Source organism: Myxococcus virescens (assembly GCF_900101905.1).
Taxonomy (GTDB): Bacteria; Myxococcota; Myxococcia; order Myxococcales; family Myxococcaceae; genus Myxococcus; species Myxococcus virescens.
Genome location: NZ_FNAJ01000002.1, coordinates 417,320 through 431,694, shown reverse-complemented (window position 1 = coordinate 431,694; position 14,375 = coordinate 417,320). Strand labels below are relative to the sequence as shown.

General features: G+C 69.6%; 13 protein-coding genes. 1 reads left to right on the top strand and 12 read right to left on the bottom strand.

Translation table 11 applies throughout. The features are described from left to right. Positions 1–3 precede the first annotated feature (3 nt). From BLU09_RS08470 to thiL, 7 genes are all read right to left on the bottom strand, one after another. A complete protein-coding gene (locus tag BLU09_RS08470) occupies positions 4–606 on the bottom strand; it encodes a chemotaxis protein CheC (RefSeq protein ID WP_090488048.1) in 603 nt (200 codons plus the stop codon). Beyond that, the gene (locus BLU09_RS08465; protein ID WP_090488046.1) at positions 603–3,254 is read right to left on the bottom strand and encodes a chemotaxis protein CheA; all 2,652 of its coding nucleotides are present in this window, start codon (positions 3,252–3,254) and stop codon (positions 603–605) included. The genes BLU09_RS08470 and BLU09_RS08465 overlap by 4 nt, the downstream gene beginning before the upstream one ends. Before the next feature lie 53 nt (positions 3,255–3,307). Beyond that, complete coding sequence (locus tag BLU09_RS08460; RefSeq protein ID WP_011556618.1) at positions 3,308–3,676, bottom strand: response regulator; 369 nt, start codon at positions 3,674–3,676, stop codon at positions 3,308–3,310. A 70-nt stretch (positions 3,677–3,746) separates the two neighbouring features. Further along, entirely contained in the window at positions 3,747–4,169 is a 423-nt protein-coding gene (locus BLU09_RS08455) for a chemotaxis protein CheW (RefSeq protein ID WP_011556619.1), read from the bottom strand. A gap of 43 nt (positions 4,170–4,212) precedes the next feature. Next, a complete protein-coding gene (locus BLU09_RS08450; protein WP_090488044.1) occupies positions 4,213–4,929 on the bottom strand; it encodes an MmcQ/YjbR family DNA-binding protein in 717 nt (238 codons plus the stop codon). Further along, entirely contained in the window at positions 4,926–6,311 is a 1,386-nt protein-coding gene (locus BLU09_RS08445) for a methyl-accepting chemotaxis protein (protein ID WP_090488042.1), read from the bottom strand. Before BLU09_RS08445 ends, BLU09_RS08450 begins: the two co-directional genes overlap by 4 nt. Before the next feature lie 56 nt (positions 6,312–6,367). After that, positions 6,368–7,315, bottom strand: a complete 948-nt coding sequence (gene thiL, locus BLU09_RS08440; protein WP_090488040.1) for a thiamine-phosphate kinase — start codon at positions 7,313–7,315, stop codon at positions 6,368–6,370. A 129-nt stretch (positions 7,316–7,444) separates the two neighbouring features. Between thiL and BLU09_RS08435 the strand changes: the two genes are divergently transcribed. Further along, the gene (locus tag BLU09_RS08435) at positions 7,445–8,974 is read left to right on the top strand and encodes a hypothetical protein (protein ID WP_090488037.1); all 1,530 of its coding nucleotides are present in this window, start codon (positions 7,445–7,447) and stop codon (positions 8,972–8,974) included. 24 nt (positions 8,975–8,998) lie between these two features. Here BLU09_RS08435 and BLU09_RS08430 read toward each other — a convergent pair whose 3' ends face one another. The 5 genes from BLU09_RS08430 to BLU09_RS08410 form a co-directional block, all read right to left on the bottom strand. Continuing rightward, positions 8,999–10,396: a di-heme oxidoreductase family protein gene (locus BLU09_RS08430; protein WP_090488035.1), complete on the bottom strand. Its 1,398-nt coding sequence runs from the start codon at positions 10,394–10,396 to the stop codon at positions 8,999–9,001. Between the two features lie 96 nt (positions 10,397–10,492). Then, entirely contained in the window at positions 10,493–11,323 is an 831-nt protein-coding gene (locus BLU09_RS08425; RefSeq protein WP_244171535.1) for a hypothetical protein, read from the bottom strand. A 143-nt stretch (positions 11,324–11,466) separates the two neighbouring features. Continuing rightward, positions 11,467–12,054, bottom strand: a complete 588-nt coding sequence (locus BLU09_RS08420; RefSeq protein WP_011556626.1) for an NYN domain-containing protein — start codon at positions 12,052–12,054, stop codon at positions 11,467–11,469. 70 nt (positions 12,055–12,124) lie between these two features. Continuing rightward, complete coding sequence (locus BLU09_RS08415; RefSeq protein ID WP_090488031.1) at positions 12,125–13,633, bottom strand: ATP-binding protein; 1,509 nt, start codon at positions 13,631–13,633, stop codon at positions 12,125–12,127. Further along, positions 13,630–14,349, bottom strand: a complete 720-nt coding sequence (locus tag BLU09_RS08410; RefSeq protein ID WP_090488029.1) for a GTP-binding protein — start codon at positions 14,347–14,349, stop codon at positions 13,630–13,632. Before BLU09_RS08410 ends, BLU09_RS08415 begins: the two co-directional genes overlap by 4 nt. Between the last annotated feature and the right edge of the window lie 26 nt (positions 14,350–14,375).

The window sequence follows — 14,375 nt, the reverse complement described above, 5'->3', positions numbered from 1 at the left end:
GGGCTACACGCCCAGCCGCGCCAGCAGGTCACGGATGCTGTCGCGCGCCAGCACCAACAGCAGCTGCCCACCCACCGGGGGCGCCGCGGTCGCGAGGAAGCGGGCCTCCAGCACCACCACGCTGCTGGCGTCGCCCTCCACCTGCCCCACCGCGTCGGACACCACGTCCCTCGCGCGGCCTCGCCGCACCGTGGGCACCGTGGGCACCAGCTTCCAGCCCGTCAGCCTGCCCATGGCGGACAGGCAGGCGCTGGCGACGATGTTCGCCGTCTCCGCCATCACGCTGTCCCGTTCGGCCTGATGAATCGCGGGCTGTCCCTCCAGGAGCAGCGCTTCCAGCGCGGCTCCGTCCTGCTGGGGCAGCACCAGCAACAGGGCCCCCCGCAGCCCGCCCTGGATGCCCAGCCACCCCGACACCACCGGCGCGGCTCCGCCCAGAAGCTCGGCGGCGTCGGAGGGGCCTGTCAGCAGCACGCGGGGAATGGAGAGGTCCACCTTGCGTCCCCCCATCAACCGGGAGAGCGCATTGGCCGCGTGGCCACAACCAATGTTGGCCACCTCGCGCAGTGCGTCGAGTTGCGCGTCGCTGTGCAGGGGCTGGCTCACGCGGACAGTAACCTCGGCACGTCCAGGATGAACACCGGACGCCCACTTCCCAGAATGGTGACGCCGGACAGGCCGGGCAGCAAGTCCAGGGGCCGCGACAGCGGCTTGAGCACCACTTCCTCCTGTCCCAACAGGCGGTCCACCGCCAGGGCCACCCTGCCGGAATCCCCGTCCATCACCACGAAAGGCCGGGCTCCCAGTCTCCGGGGGGCAGGTACGCCCACCAGCGCATCCAACGAATGGACCGGCAGCAGCGAATTACCATGGGGCAGCAGGGCCGTCTCGCGGCTGCGGCTGAGTGACTCCCCGTCCGCCTCCGTCGCCCCCACCACCTTGGCGATGGGCAGGCCGAAGACCTCCTCGCCCACCTCCACCAGCAGCAGGTGCACCACCGCGACCGTCAGTGGAAGTCGCAGGGTGAAGCGGGTGCCCCGGCCTCGCTCGCTGTCGATTTCGAGCGTGCCTCCGACGTTCTCCACCACGCGCTTCACCGCGTCCATGCCCACACCGCGGCCGGAGATGTCGGTGATGTCCTTGGCGGTGGAGACGCCCGGAAGGCACGACAGCATGAAGGCCTCGCGGTCCGTCAGGCGCGCCGCGGCCTCCGCCGAGAGCAGGCCTCGCGACACCGCGGCGTTCTTCAGCTTCGCGGGGTCCATGCCGCGGCCGTCGTCCTCCAACTCGATGATGACGCGGTCCCTGGCGCGCTTCACCGCCACCAGCACCCGGCCCCGTGGGCCCTTCTTCGCGGCGGCGCGATCCTCGGGCGCCTCCAGGCCGTGGTCGATGCAGTTGCGCAGCAGGTGGAGCAGCGGATCCGACAGCTCCTCGAGGATGGCCCGGTCGAGTTCGATTTCCGCGCCGGTGATGACCAGGTCGACCTCGCGCTCCTTGCGGCGGGCGATGTCTCGCGCCGCCCGGGGCAGCCGGTCGGTGATGAGGGACAGCGGCGTCATGCGCGCCGTCATCACCTTGTCGTGCAGGTCCTTCACCAACGTGTGCAGCCGGTAGACGCCCTCTTCCAGCGCGGGGCGCGTGTTCTCGGGCAGCACCTTGCCCACCTCGCGCAGGCGGGCCGTGGCGAGCATCAGCTCACCCACGGTGTCGAGGAAGTAGTCGAGGAGCTCCGTGCGCACTCGCACCGTGCGCGACGCCGTGTCCGAGGGCGCTCGGGCGCCATCGGGGACAGGCACCAGGGTGGGCTGCACCACGGGCGCGGCCACCGCGGGCTTCACCGAGATGACCTCCACCTCGGCCACGTTCTTCAGCGCCGCGTGAATGCCCGCTTCGCCCGCCGGGGTCTCCAGCTCCAGTTGGATGTTGCCGTCTGGAATGCGGCCGGCTTTCAGTTCCTCCAGCGCGGGCCGGAGCTCCACCAGCGTGCCCAGGTTGGTGAGGCGCTTGTGGACGAGGAAGGCGCGCACGCCGGGCACCTGACAGGTGGGCGCGATGCGCAGCCGCACCGCCCAGCGCTGGGCCAGGGTTTCCGGGAGCGGCGCGCTGGCCGCGGCCTTCAGGGAGTTGGCCAGGTCGGGCGTAGGAGCCACGGTTCCGGCGTCGGCTCCGGGCGCGTCCGAGGCCCGGCGCGCGGACAGCGGCACCACCACGCCTCCGGTGGCTCCGTCCGGGGATGATGGGGCGCTGGTGCCGTGCGCTCCATTCGGCGCGCTGGAGGTAGCGGAGGTACCGGGACCGCCGTTCATCAGAAGATTGGGACTGGCCGAGCCGGTCCCTGCACCGTCAACACCGGTGCCGCTGGCCACGCCTGGGTTGGGACTGCCACCCTCGGCGCCCGAGCCTCCGTCGACGCTGCTCCGGGTGCCGCTGCCAGCAGCTCCGCCACCGTGTGTTGAGGCAGGGCTGGCACCGGCGCCTGTGGGGCCCGAGCCGCCCGCTCCGCCCGCAGTGCTCGAGCCACTTCCTGCTGCGCCGCTCGTGCCGCCACCGGTGCCCGAGCCGCCAGCTCCGCCCGAGCCGCCAGCTCCGCCCGCAGTGCTCGTTGCACTTCCTGCTGCGCCCGCAGTGCTTGAGCCGCCCGCTCCGCCCGCAGTGCCCGAGCCGCCCCCCGTGCCCGAGCCGCCCGAGCCGCCCGCTCCGCCCCCCGTGCCCGAGCCATCCGAGCCAGACCCCATGCCTCCGCCGGAGCCATCCGAGCCAGAGCCCGAGCCTCCGCCAGGGCCATCCGAGCCGGTGCCATCCGAGCCGCCGCCCTCCGGCTTCAGCGCCGTCACCTTCGCGACGCGCGTGGCGGCCGGGGCCTGGCCCGTCATGGTGGTGACGCGCTGGCTGAGCTGCGTCAGGAGCGCCGCGGAATCATCCGGCTGCTTGCCCTCCGCCACCGCGCGCACCTGCGCGAGCATGGTGTCGGCGGCGGTGAGCAGCAGGTCCACCAGGTCGCGGTCCAGGCGGCCGCGGTCCTGACGGACGGCGTCCACGAGGTCCTCTACACGGTGCGCCACGATGGCGATGGGCTCGAAGCCCATGGACGACGCCATGCCCTTGACCGAGTGGGCATGGCGGAACATCGAGTCCACCGCGCTGGACGAGCCCTCGCGCTCGAGCTCCACGAGGTCGCGCCCGAGCGCCTCCAGGTGGTCGGTCGCCTCGGAGATGAAGAGCCCGAGGTAGCGGGACATGTCCATCGTCATGGACCCGGCCTCGTGTCAGGAAGGGTGGACAGCCCGCGCCAGGGCGCAGCCGCTCACGTCTCGCCCAGGACCTTCTTCACCACGGCCAGCACGTCCTCGGCCCGGAACGGCTTGACGATGAAGTCCGAGGCGCCCGCCTCGATGGCCTCCATCACCAGGCTCTCCTGCCCGAGCGCGGAGCACATGATGACCACCGCGCTGCTGTCCGCCTTGATGATCTCTCGCGTGGCCTCGATGCCGCTCTTGAAGGGCATGACGATGTCCATCGTCGTGAGGTCGGGCTTGAGCTCCTTGTACTTCTCCACGGCCTCCAGGCCGTTGGCCGCCTCACCGACGACCTCGAACCCCCCAGACGCAAAGATGTCCTTGATCATGTTGCGCATGAAGATGGCATCGTCGACGACCAGGACCCGCTTAGCCATGTGAAGAACTCCGCCTCCGAATCACCTAGAGGAGCGCGGACACTAGCATCCGCGCTTTCCAGGGGGCTACTCACTTGGAATGGGTGAACAAGGCAACCACCGCGGCGTCCAACCCTTCTGGGTCCAGGACCGTCACTCCCAGGCCACCCAGCCTGGCGACGCCCCGGATGGCAGGCGTCATCTTTCCTGGCGCCGTGCTCACCCGCTCCACCGCTTCGATGCCATCTACGTCTGTTACCAACAGTCCCAGGTCTCTCCGCCCGCGGTCCAGTAGAACCACCCGTCCGGGCGGGGTAGGACCCTCGGGAAGACTCAGAAGCTGCCGCAGCTCTACCACTGTCACGACCCTGCCGCGCAGATTCATTACGCCTGTAATGGCCAGTGGCGCACGCGGCACACGGGTGAAGCGCTCGGGAGGCACGACGACCTCCCGCACCGCCGAGAGCGGCAACCCGTAACGCTCCTTCTCCACCCGGAAGATGACGTGCCGCACAGGAGTAACGTTCTATCCACTCTGGAATGACCGGCCCGATTCGCTACCGCTTCGACCGGGACGAACCCGCCGCGCCCCGCTTCGCCGTGGACGTCTGCTTCGCGCCGGCCCGCCTGGTGGGACCTTCGCGCGCCGGGGCCGGCTTCGCCACGGATTTCTTCCCGCCCGCCGCCGCCTTGCCCGGTGCGGGCTTCTTTCCGGCCGCTGACGTCCGTGCCACGGCCCGCCCCGCCGCCACGCCCCGCTTCGCCGCCACGCCCTTCCCAGCACCGGCCCCCGGCTTCGCCGCCGCGGACGTCCTTGCAGGGGCCGCGGGCTTCGCCGCCGACTTCGCCTTCCGTGCCGCCGGCTTCGCCTTCGGAGCCTGCGCCGCGCCCGGAGCCATCAGCGCCTTGAGCACCTTCTGCGGCGCCACGGCGCGGAAGCTCTCGTGAATCCACTGGGCCAGCAGCCCGATGGGGACCTCGCTGCCCGGCTTGAAGTGGGAGGACACCCAGCCGCTCTTGCCCAGGCCGTAGCCGGTGGGCGCGGTGAAGGGCAGCGTGAGCGCGGCCTCGTTGGACTCCGGGAGCTTGGTGGTGACCCCCAGCCCGTCGTTGTCCAGCACGAGGATGGCGAACATCTTCCCCTTCACCTTGGCCGTGCGGTGGCCCCAGGGGAACTCCTCGGTGACCTCGGGGAGCGCGAGCATCACCTCGCGCAGATGGTCCTCCGCGGCCTTCAGCTTCGCGTCGACGTTGTCCGAGGGCGTCTGGCTCATGGCCCCAGGCGGAAGCTGCGCACGACGCTCTGCAGCTCGACGGAGAGGTTGGTCAGCTCACTGGCCAGCGACGTCATGCGGGACACGGCGGCGGTCTGCTCCTGGATGACGGCCTGGATGGCCTCGGTGGAGGAGGCGTTGTTGCGCGCCACCAGCTTGATTTCCTCGATGGCCGTCACCATCTCCTCGCTGCCCTTGAGCTGCTCGCGGGCGCTCTCGGAGATGAGGTGCACCTTCTCGGAGCCCTTGCGGATGGTGTCGGTGATGGCGCCCATGGAGCGCACGATGTTGGTCAGGTCCTCACGGCCCTCGGCCAGCTCCGCGATGCCTTCCTTCATGGCGCTCACGACGGAGGTGGACTGCCCGGAGATGTCGCGCGCCAGCTTGGAGATCTGCTCGGCGGAGCGGCCCGCGCTCTCGGCCAGCTTGCGCACTTCATCGGCCACCACCGCGAAGCCGCGGCCGTACTCACCCGCGCGCGCCGCCTCGATGGTCGCGTTGAGCGCCAGCAGGTTCGTCTGCTGCGCCACCTGCGTAATCGCGTCGACGATCTTCGAGATTTCCTGCGTCTTCTCGCCGAAGGCGAACACCTGCTGGCTGGCGGACTCGATGCGGTTGAAGACCTTCTTCACCTTGTCGCCGGCCAGCCGCGCCGCCTTGGAGCCGTCCTCGGCCGCGCTGCTCGTCTCCGCCGTCGTCCGCGCCGCGTCCTCGGCGCTGGCCGTGGTGCGCTGGATGCTGCCGGCCATCTCGGTGATGACCTTGGACGCCTTCGACACCAGCTGCGACTGGGACTCGGCGCCGCCGGCAATCTTCTCCATCGACGAGCCCACCTCCTCGGTGGAGCCGTTGACGTTCTCCGCCGAGCGCTGGAGGTCGATGGCCGTGTCGGCCACGCTCTTGGCCGTCTCTTGAATCTTGCCCACCAGCTCGCGCAGGTTCTCCTGCATCCGGGTGATGGCGCCCGTCAGCTCGTCAATCTCGTCGCGCTTGCTGCCGCCCTCGGCGGCCACCGGCTTGGACAGGTCGCCCTGCGAGATTTCGTATGCGGAGCGGCTGAGCACCTTCACGCGGGTGACGCGCGCCAGCCACGAAGGCAGCAGCGCGGCGGCGGCCCCGGTGATGATGATGGCGACGCCGATGCGCACGGCGTCCTTCCCCCCCGCGCTGAGCGCGGGGAAGACGAAGCTGATGAGGCCGTCCGACGCGTACATCCACCCCGTCAGCGCCAGCCCCATCAAGACGTAGCCGTTGAGAATCTTCCGGTGAAGGGAGACCTCGCGGGTCGCGCGAGGTCCGTCCACGGCGCGCAGCAGTCGCTGCAGGGGCTCGCGGCGGGGAGTGTGTCCGGGGACTGTGTCGTCGCGGAGGGGACGGCGCACGGGTTGCTTTCGGGGGATGAGAAGCGTCTCGGGTTTAGCCTTGCTGCTCCGCAGGGTCAATCCATCGCCCGAGGTCGGAAGTGGTCGAACCCCTCTGGCAGTGGGAGAACGCGGCCTGTCCTGTCCCGGCTCACCCACCCGCGCCCCTCTGTGAAGTGGCCGATGCGGGTGATGGCGTGCCCGCCTGTAGCGCACGCGCGCTCGAATGCCCGGCTGCGTCCCGGGGGAACGGCCAGCAGCAACTCATAGTCCTCGCCCCCCGCCAGCGCGCCTTCGGGCCCCAGGGCCTTGCGCACCGCCGCCGACAGGGGCAGCCGCTCCACCTCCAGCTCCGCGCGGACACCCGAGGCGGTGCAGAGATGACCCAGGTCTTGTGCAAGTCCGTCGGAAACATCCAGCGCGGCGGATGCATGGCGCGAGGCGAGCAGGCCCAGCGCCACGCGAGGCTCGGGGCGGCGCTGACGGCGCACGGCGGCGCCCCGGCGCAGCCCCGCACGAAGGTGCTCCAGGCCCAGGCGCGCATCGCCCAACGTGCCGGAGACATAGAGGAGGTCCCCGGGCCGGGCCCCCGCGCGGGTGAGGGGCGCGCGTGACAGCTCGCCCGCCGCGGTGATGGTGACGGACAGCTCGCGCGCGGAGGTGAAGTTGCCACCCACCAGGGCAATCCGGTGCGCGGTGGCCAGCGCGGCCATGCCTCGCGCCAGGCCCGTGAGCTCCCGCAGGGGATAGTCCTTCGGCAGCGCGAGCGCGCAGACGAACCAGCGCGGCGTGGCCCCCATGGACGCCAGGTCCGACAGGTTCACCGCCAGCGCCTTGTGGCCGATGTCCGCGGGGGAGAACGCGGCGCGCGTGAAGTGCACGTCCTCCACCACCGCGTCCGTGGTGACGCACTGCGCACCAACGGAAGGGGGCAGCACCGCGCAGTCATCCCCGGGCCCCACGGGCACGCGCGCGGCCGGGAAGTGCGCGAGGAACCGGCGGATGAAGTCGAACTCACCAGACATGGACGCACACGTAAGACCAGACGGCCTGTCAGGGCAACGACACTTTTTGGTACCTTGGGCAGACGCAACTTTTTCCCACCAATCCAAGACAACATCAAGATTGGGACTTCCATCTCCTGGGGGAATTTCATGTCGAAGATTGGCGAGCGGCTGCCTTTCGTTTCCACGTCCAAAACCCAGACGAGCCCCACGGGCCCAAAGGACGTCACTGCCCAGCAGTGGGTGGACCTGCTCGGCTCCGTGCTTCCAACGCAGAGCGTGACAAAAGCAGCCCCCGCCAGCACCTTCGCCGCCCAGGCCCCGGGGACTCCGGGCACCCCGCAGCCCCCCTTCGGCAAGGAGATTCTCCCCTCCGCCCTGGGCCCGCTCCGGGATGAGCGCCTGGCGGAGTGCATTGCCGAAGCATACCGGAATGTCTTCAAAGGCGAGCGCTGGGCGAGCGGGCCCGAGCGCTCCAAGTGGCTGGACTTCGCGCGGGAGCTCCGCAACAAGGACCCCGAAATCACCGCCGAGGAGGTCCGCTTCGCCATCCAAGACAAGCTGCGCTTGGAGCGGGACGGACTGGACGCCCATTCGCCGGCGAACACCGACAGGTTCATCTCCGAGGCCCTCGCGTGGGTCCACCAGTGCTACGACGACAAGGCGCCCCCTCCCACGGAGGCGGACATGCAGCACTGGCGCGCCTTCGCCGCCGACCTGATGAGCAAGAATCCGAAGACGACCCCGGAGGAGCTCAAGTACGCCATCATCGACGCCGTCCGGGGGAAGGTGCTGGGGACGGACGCGGTGACGCCGGAGAACATCGACAAGTTCATCCAGGACGCCGTCAAGTGGGTCACCCAGTGCTACGAGGACAAGGAGCGCAAGGCCACGCCCGCGGAGCTGAAGGAGTGGCGCGCCTTCGCCCAGGAGCAGTTGAAGAAGGACCCGGAAATCTCGCCGGAGCACCTCAAGTACGCCATCACCGACGCCGTGCGCGCGAAGATGACGGGGACCGGTGAGGCGACGCCGCTGAACATCGACAAGTTCATCGAGGACGGCGTCAAGTGGGTCACCCAATGCTACGAGGGCCAGGAGCGCAAGCCCACCGCCGGGGAACTGGCACACTGGCGCGACTTCGCCCGAAAGCACCAGAAGGCGAACCCGGACATCACGCCGGAGGCGCTCAAGTTCGCCATCCAGGACGCCATCCGCGTGAAGGCGACGGGCATGGACGGCACGGGCACCACCAACATCGACAAGTTCATCCAGGACGCCGTCAAGTGGGTGTCCTTCTGCTACGAGGGACAGGAGCGCGACGCCACGCCCGAGGAGATGCGGCGCTGGCGCGCCTTCGCCAACGAGAAGAAGAAGGAGAACAAGGACATCTCCCCGGAGGAGCTCAAGTTCGCCATCCAGGACGCGATGCGCAACGAGAAGATGGGGACGGACGCCCCCGCCAGCAATCGCATCGAAGACCACATCCGGGCGGCCTACGGCTGGCTCATCTACCTCAACGAGGCCGGGCCCTCGCAACCGTCGAGCGAGCCAACGCCCAACGAGCTGCACGAATGGAAGAAGTTCGCCGAAAAGAAGCTGAAGGAGACGCCTGAGATGACGAGCGAGGAGCTCCGGTACTACATCCTGGACAGCCTCCGCACCGCCATGGCCAACAGCTGACGGCGGCGCCCCCTGCGCTCGCGTTCAGAGCGAGCGCAGGAAGGCCACCAATGCCTCACGCTCCGCCTTGCCCAAGGCCTTGAAGCGCTCGCGGGCACGAGCGCCTTCGCCGCCGTGCCAGAGGATGGCCTCCTCGAAGCTGCGCGCGCGCCCGTCGTGGAGCATCCGCACCTGACGGTTCACCGTCTCCAGCAGCCCCAGGCCCCACAAGGGCGGCGTCCTCCACTCGGTGCCGCTCGCCTCTCCGTCAGGGCGGCCGTCCGCCAGCTCCGGCCCCATGTCGTGCAGCAGCAGGTCCGTGTACGGGCGGATGCGTTGGTTGGACAGCTCGGGGACGTCCTCGACCGTGCCCGTGGTGAACTCCCGCTGGTGGCACGCCGCGCAGCCCGCCTGCTGGAAGAGGACCTGTCCCTTCATCACGGTGGGCTCCAACACGTCGCGCCGCGCGGGCACGCCGATGAGCCGCAGGTACAGCGTCGTCCGCTCCAGGACGTGGCGCGACAACGCGGGGCCCCTGGCGGCCACTCGCGTCATGCAGCCTGCCTGCTTCGCCGTGCAGTTGCTCTCCGGATAGAGCGGTGACGTCAGTCCCAGGTCCTCGGAGAAGGCGCTGGCGACCTGTTGCTCCAGCGTGGGCTGATTGGCCTTCCACCCGAAGCGGCCCAGCTCCGCCTTGCCGGAGTGGACGCTGACCACGCGGTTCGGACGGCCGGAGACGCCGTCCCCATCGCGGTCATCCGCGTCCGCCAGGGCGTGGATGGCTTCATCCGGGATGGCCGCCAGCAGCCCCAGGCCGAAGAGCTGGGAGGGGATGCGCGGCGAGAGCATCACCTCGGGCGCCAGCTTCCCATAGCCCAGTTGGTTGATGCGGTAGCGCGGCTGGCGCAGCGTGTACGGCGTCCCGTCCGCGTACATCCCCTTCACGTCCGTATAGGAGACCTGGACCGTGCCCTCGGCCGGGACGTCCGCGGTCCCACGGTCATTGAGCTGCACGCCGTAGACGGGCTCGTGACGCCCCGCGGGCGCGTCCTTCGCGGGCACGCTCAACCGGACGAGCAGCGGCGCCTCCGGCCCCACGTCGGGCAGCGGGCGGCCCCGGCCATCCTTGAAGTGACACGAACCACACCCGGCGGCGTTCGTCAGCGGGCCCGCCAGCCCTTCTTCATGCGCGGCCCAGTCCCGCATGAACAACACCTTGCCTTCGCGCATCTGGTACCAGCGCGTGGGCGCCAGGTTTCCCAGCGCGCGGCCATAGGCATTGTGCGAGACGTCAAACACCGTGGTGCCGCCCCCCGCCAGGGCCTCGTCGTCCGGGCGCCCGGGCACCTCCGAGACGGCCGCGCCCGGCGCGGGGGCGGCGTTCTCCTGCCTGGGTGCTCCCGCCGTGAGCAGCAGGGCCGTCAACCACCACGATGCCTTCATGGGACGCTCTTCGGAGAGAGGATTTGGAACGGGACAGACAACGGCCCGGAGCGGGCTTCCCCCCTGAGCCCGCTCCAGGCCGAAACGACGCGATGACTACTTGCCGGCGGGGACCAGGGACTCGCCAGTGATGACCGTCGAGCGCGCGGTGGTCTGCAGGTCGATGCGGTTGAAGTTGAGGTACGGGTAGTTGGACGGGCCCGAGATCTCCTCCTGCAACACGAGCTGGTCAGCCCGGACAATCTGGCCGTTCGGCAGCCGGACCCCCGGCTCCGCGACGGTGTACTGCCACAAGCAGGCGCTGCTGAGCTGAGCGCTCGCGAAGCCCACGGTGAGGGGACACAGCGTGTTGCAGTAGTTGCAGTTGGAGTAGCCGTTCGCGTAGCAGGCCGACTCACACTGGGCATACGTCTGGGTGCGCGGGCGGCAGTTCGGCGTCCAGCCCGGGTTGGGGACCATGATGCCCACGGCGCCCGTGTCACCGCTGCGGATGCCACCCACGGCGGCCTGGAGCCGGCCGTTGTAGTACGCGAGCACGGAGTAGGTGGTCGCGTCACCGGAGCCGGTGAACGTCGCGGAGTACGAGGTGGACTCCCGCGACGAGCTGACGGTGGACGTGCTGACCGGCACATCCTCGGCGTAGGCGGTGAAGAAGTTGCGCTGCGCGCCGTCCGACTGGGTCTCCGCCGTCCAGGCCGCCGCGGGCGGCGTGTGGATGGCGACGCCGGCCTTACCGGAGGGCTCCTTCTCCTGGCTGTCGATGCGAACGCCCTTCTCCGAACCGCTCACCTTGACGGCGCCAAGGCCACAGTGCTGGAGCCCCTGGAACTCCACACAGTCGTCAGCGGCGTGGGCCTGGCTGAGCGGAAGAGCGAGCGAGAAGACGGCGGCCCAGAGGGCGGTTCCAACGCGACGAGACGAACGCATGAAGGCTCCTGACGACCCAGGGGGAATCCCTGAGCTCAGGAGAAGCGACTTCAAGCGTCATGCCATGTTTTACCGCACTCTCAGAATACGCCGGGCTGTGACAGGAATCACCACAGCCCTGGCGGGTCATGTGACTGCCATTGCTACAAGAACAGCCCCGGGTCGAACTCGTCCACGTTGACAGGGAGCATGCGCGGCAGGGGCCGGTTGAACACCTTGGCGTTCAACTCCAAATCCAGAATCTTGAGCCCGGAGGGGACGAGCTCCCGGAAGCGCTGGCTGACGTATTCACGCAGGCCGAGCACGGCCACCTGGCGCTTCTCCTCCAGCATGGGCTTGAGCGCGTCCGCGAAGTCCGCGCCGTCATGGCTGGCGAGCACCACCGCCGCGCCGGGGCGCTGGGTGCGGATGTTCTCCAGCAGCTTCAGGATGCCCAGGTCCACCACCTTCTGGTCGGGGCGGCCGTAGAGCAGGGCCACGTCGCAGCCGGCGGACTTGAGCGCGCGCACGAAGCCAATCATGACGTCCGGCAGCTGCTCCCCGCGGGCGTTGAGCACCACCACGCAGCGCACGGGCGCCGGGAAGTTCGTCTCACAGAAGGACACGAGCCGGTCGAACTGGACGCGGTCCTGGGACTCGGGCTTGCGCCCCACCACGTTGGACACAGCCCAGTCGATGTTCTCGGCGTCGATGAGTACGTAGGAGGAGGCGGGGGGGCGTCCGGAGAGCATGCGCGCGAGGATACGCGGGAGCCCTTCCGGCCGGGGAACTCAGTTCAGTCCCCCGGTGCGTCAGGTCGCGTCAGAAGCGGTCGTGTCCGCTGGGCGACGGCGTGGGCGCCAGCGCGGAGAAGCCGCCGTGCTCCGACAGCGGCGGCTGGAGCGGCAGCACCACGGTGAAGCGAGAGCCCCGGCCGAACTCGCTTTCCACGGACACACGGCCGCCGTGGCCTTCCACCAGGCTCTTCACGATGGCCAGTCCCAGCCCCGCGCCGCCGTGCTCGCGCGTGGAGCTGCCGTCCACCTGGTAGAAGCTCTGGAAGATGTTCTCGAACTGGTCCTCGCGGATGCCCATGCCGGTGTCTTCCACGCTCACGCGGTAGCCCGGCGCGGCCAGCTCCTTCTGCGCGGTGGCCTCCGACATCACCACCGACACCCGGCCCCCGGACGAGGTGAATTTCACCGCGTTGGCGAGCAGGTTCACCACCACCTGGCGCAGCTTGTCCGCGTCCGCGGCCAGGCGCGGCTGAGGCAACGGCGGCAGGCGCACCTCCAGCTCCACGCCCTTGCGCTGCGCCTGGGGCGCCACGCTGGACACCGCCGTCTGGATGACGCTGCCCAGGTCCACGGGGCCCATCACCAGGCGCAGCCGTCCGGCTTCAATCTGGCTCAGGTCCAGGATGGAGGAGATGAGGTTGAGCAGCGACTCGCCCTTCTCCACGATGGTGCGCACGTAGAGCAGCTGCTCCGGGTTGAGCGCGCCGGCCAGGCCCTCAGCGAGCATCTCCGAGTAGCCGATGATGGAAGCCAGCGGCGTGCGCAGCTCGTGGCTCACCGTGCCCAGGAAGGTGGACTTCAGCCGGTCCAGCTCCTTCAGGCGGGTGTTCGCCTGCGCCAGCCGGGCGTTGTTCGCCTCCAAATCCCGGTGCGTCTCCAGCATCGCCTCGATGTGGAGCTGCGTCGCCAGGAAGGCGCGCTGCCCGCTGGCCACCAGCGCGGCGAGCACCTGCCCGAAGTGCACCAGCACCTGCGCGGCGGTGCGTTCGGGCACGCGCCGCACGCGGGCCACCAGTTCGTGCGCGCGCGACAGGTCCACCCCAGAGATGTCCGTCAGCGACGGCGGGAAGTCCGCCAGCTCCTCCGGCGTGAAGGGACCCAGGATGACGCGGCCCAGCTCGTCGCCCTCCCAGCGCACCGGCATCACCAGGTAGCGCAGGCCGGTGAAGCACGGCAGCGCGATGATGCCCGCCGCCTCCGAGCCGTCACCTCGCGCGGGCCGGGCGCCCTGCACCAGGGCCACCGGTCCATCCTTCACGCGGGCCACCGTGGCGGTGCAGCGCGAGCGGCTCTCCGGGAAGCCGAACACGTACGAGCAGAAGTCGCCGTGGCCCACCTTCACGTCGGCCAGCTTGTCGCCCGCGGTGTCCATCACCTTGATGCCCACGCGGTACAGTTCGCTGAAGCTCCGCACCACCTCCACGAAGGAGGGAAGGTCCAGCATGTCCGCCAGCGACAGCCTCCGCTGGAGCACGGACTCACGGCGCGAGGCGCCCACGCCGTCCGACGCCCCGTTGCCCGACGCGCCGTTCATCGCCCGTCTCCGCTGCGCGCTTCACCCGCCGCGCGCCCGTACATGGAGGCCAACGCCGTGCCCGTGAGGTCCATGCGCCGGAAGATCTGGCCCAGGAACTCCGCCTCCGTCAGGCCCAGGTTGCGCGCCAGGTGGGCGCGCAAGTCGAGCCGCCGGTAGGCGGCCTGCGCCACCGCGTGGAAGGTCTCCAGCACGCCTTCGCCCCGCAGCGCCACCGCGCCCACCACCGCCTCGCCGCCACGCCGGCGCGACTCCTCGATTTCGGCATCCGTGCGCGCGTCCGGCAGGTCCTTCTTGTTGAACTGGATGACCACCGGGACCTGGCTGGGGTCCAGGTTGTTCTCCTTCATGTTCTCCTGGAGGTTGCGCCAGTAGGCGTTGTTGTCCGCCGTGGCGCCGCGGCGGCTGTCCGCGATGAAGACCACCGCGTCCGCGCCCTGCAGGACGATGCGCCGGGTGGCGTTGTGGATGACCTGGCCCGGCACGGTGAAGAGCTTCACCTTCACCTTGAAGCCGGAGGACGTGGAGAAGAAGACGGGCAGCAGGTCGAAGAAGAGCGTGCGGTCGTCGTGTGTCTCCACGGTCAGCAACCGCCCCCGCACCTCCGGGGACGCTTTCGCGTGGAGATGACGCAGATTCGTCGTCTTCCCGCTGAGGCCGGGCCCGTAGTAGACGATCTTGAGCGTCAGCTCTCGCTGGGCATGGTTGAGTTGCAAGGTGGGGCTCTGGCTGACGGTCGAGC

Bases quoted from the DNA above. Each gene is read 5' to 3' on its own strand.
- thiL (WP_090488040.1), bottom strand. From the start codon at position 7,315: ATGTCTGGTGAGTTCGACTTCATCCGCCGGTTCCTCGCGCACTTCCCG.
- BLU09_RS08430 (WP_090488035.1), bottom strand. From the start codon at position 10,396: ATGAAGGCATCGTGGTGGTTGACGGCCCTGCTGCTCACGGCGGGAGCA.
- BLU09_RS08465 (WP_090488046.1), bottom strand. From the start codon at position 3,254: ATGACGATGGACATGTCCCGCTACCTCGGGCTCTTCATCTCCGAGGCG.
- BLU09_RS08435 (WP_090488037.1), top strand. From the start codon at position 7,445: ATGTCGAAGATTGGCGAGCGGCTGCCTTTCGTTTCCACGTCCAAAACC.
- BLU09_RS08425 (WP_244171535.1), bottom strand. From the start codon at position 11,323: ATGCGTTCGTCTCGTCGCGTTGGAACCGCCCTCTGGGCCGCCGTCTTC.
- BLU09_RS08450 (WP_090488044.1), bottom strand. From the start codon at position 4,929: ATGAGCCAGACGCCCTCGGACAACGTCGACGCGAAGCTGAAGGCCGCG.
- BLU09_RS08420 (WP_011556626.1), bottom strand. From the start codon at position 12,054: ATGCTCTCCGGACGCCCCCCCGCCTCCTCCTACGTACTCATCGACGCC.
- BLU09_RS08415 (WP_090488031.1), bottom strand. From the start codon at position 13,633: ATGAACGGCGCGTCGGGCAACGGGGCGTCGGACGGCGTGGGCGCCTCG.
- BLU09_RS08460 (WP_011556618.1), bottom strand. From the start codon at position 3,676: ATGGCTAAGCGGGTCCTGGTCGTCGACGATGCCATCTTCATGCGCAAC.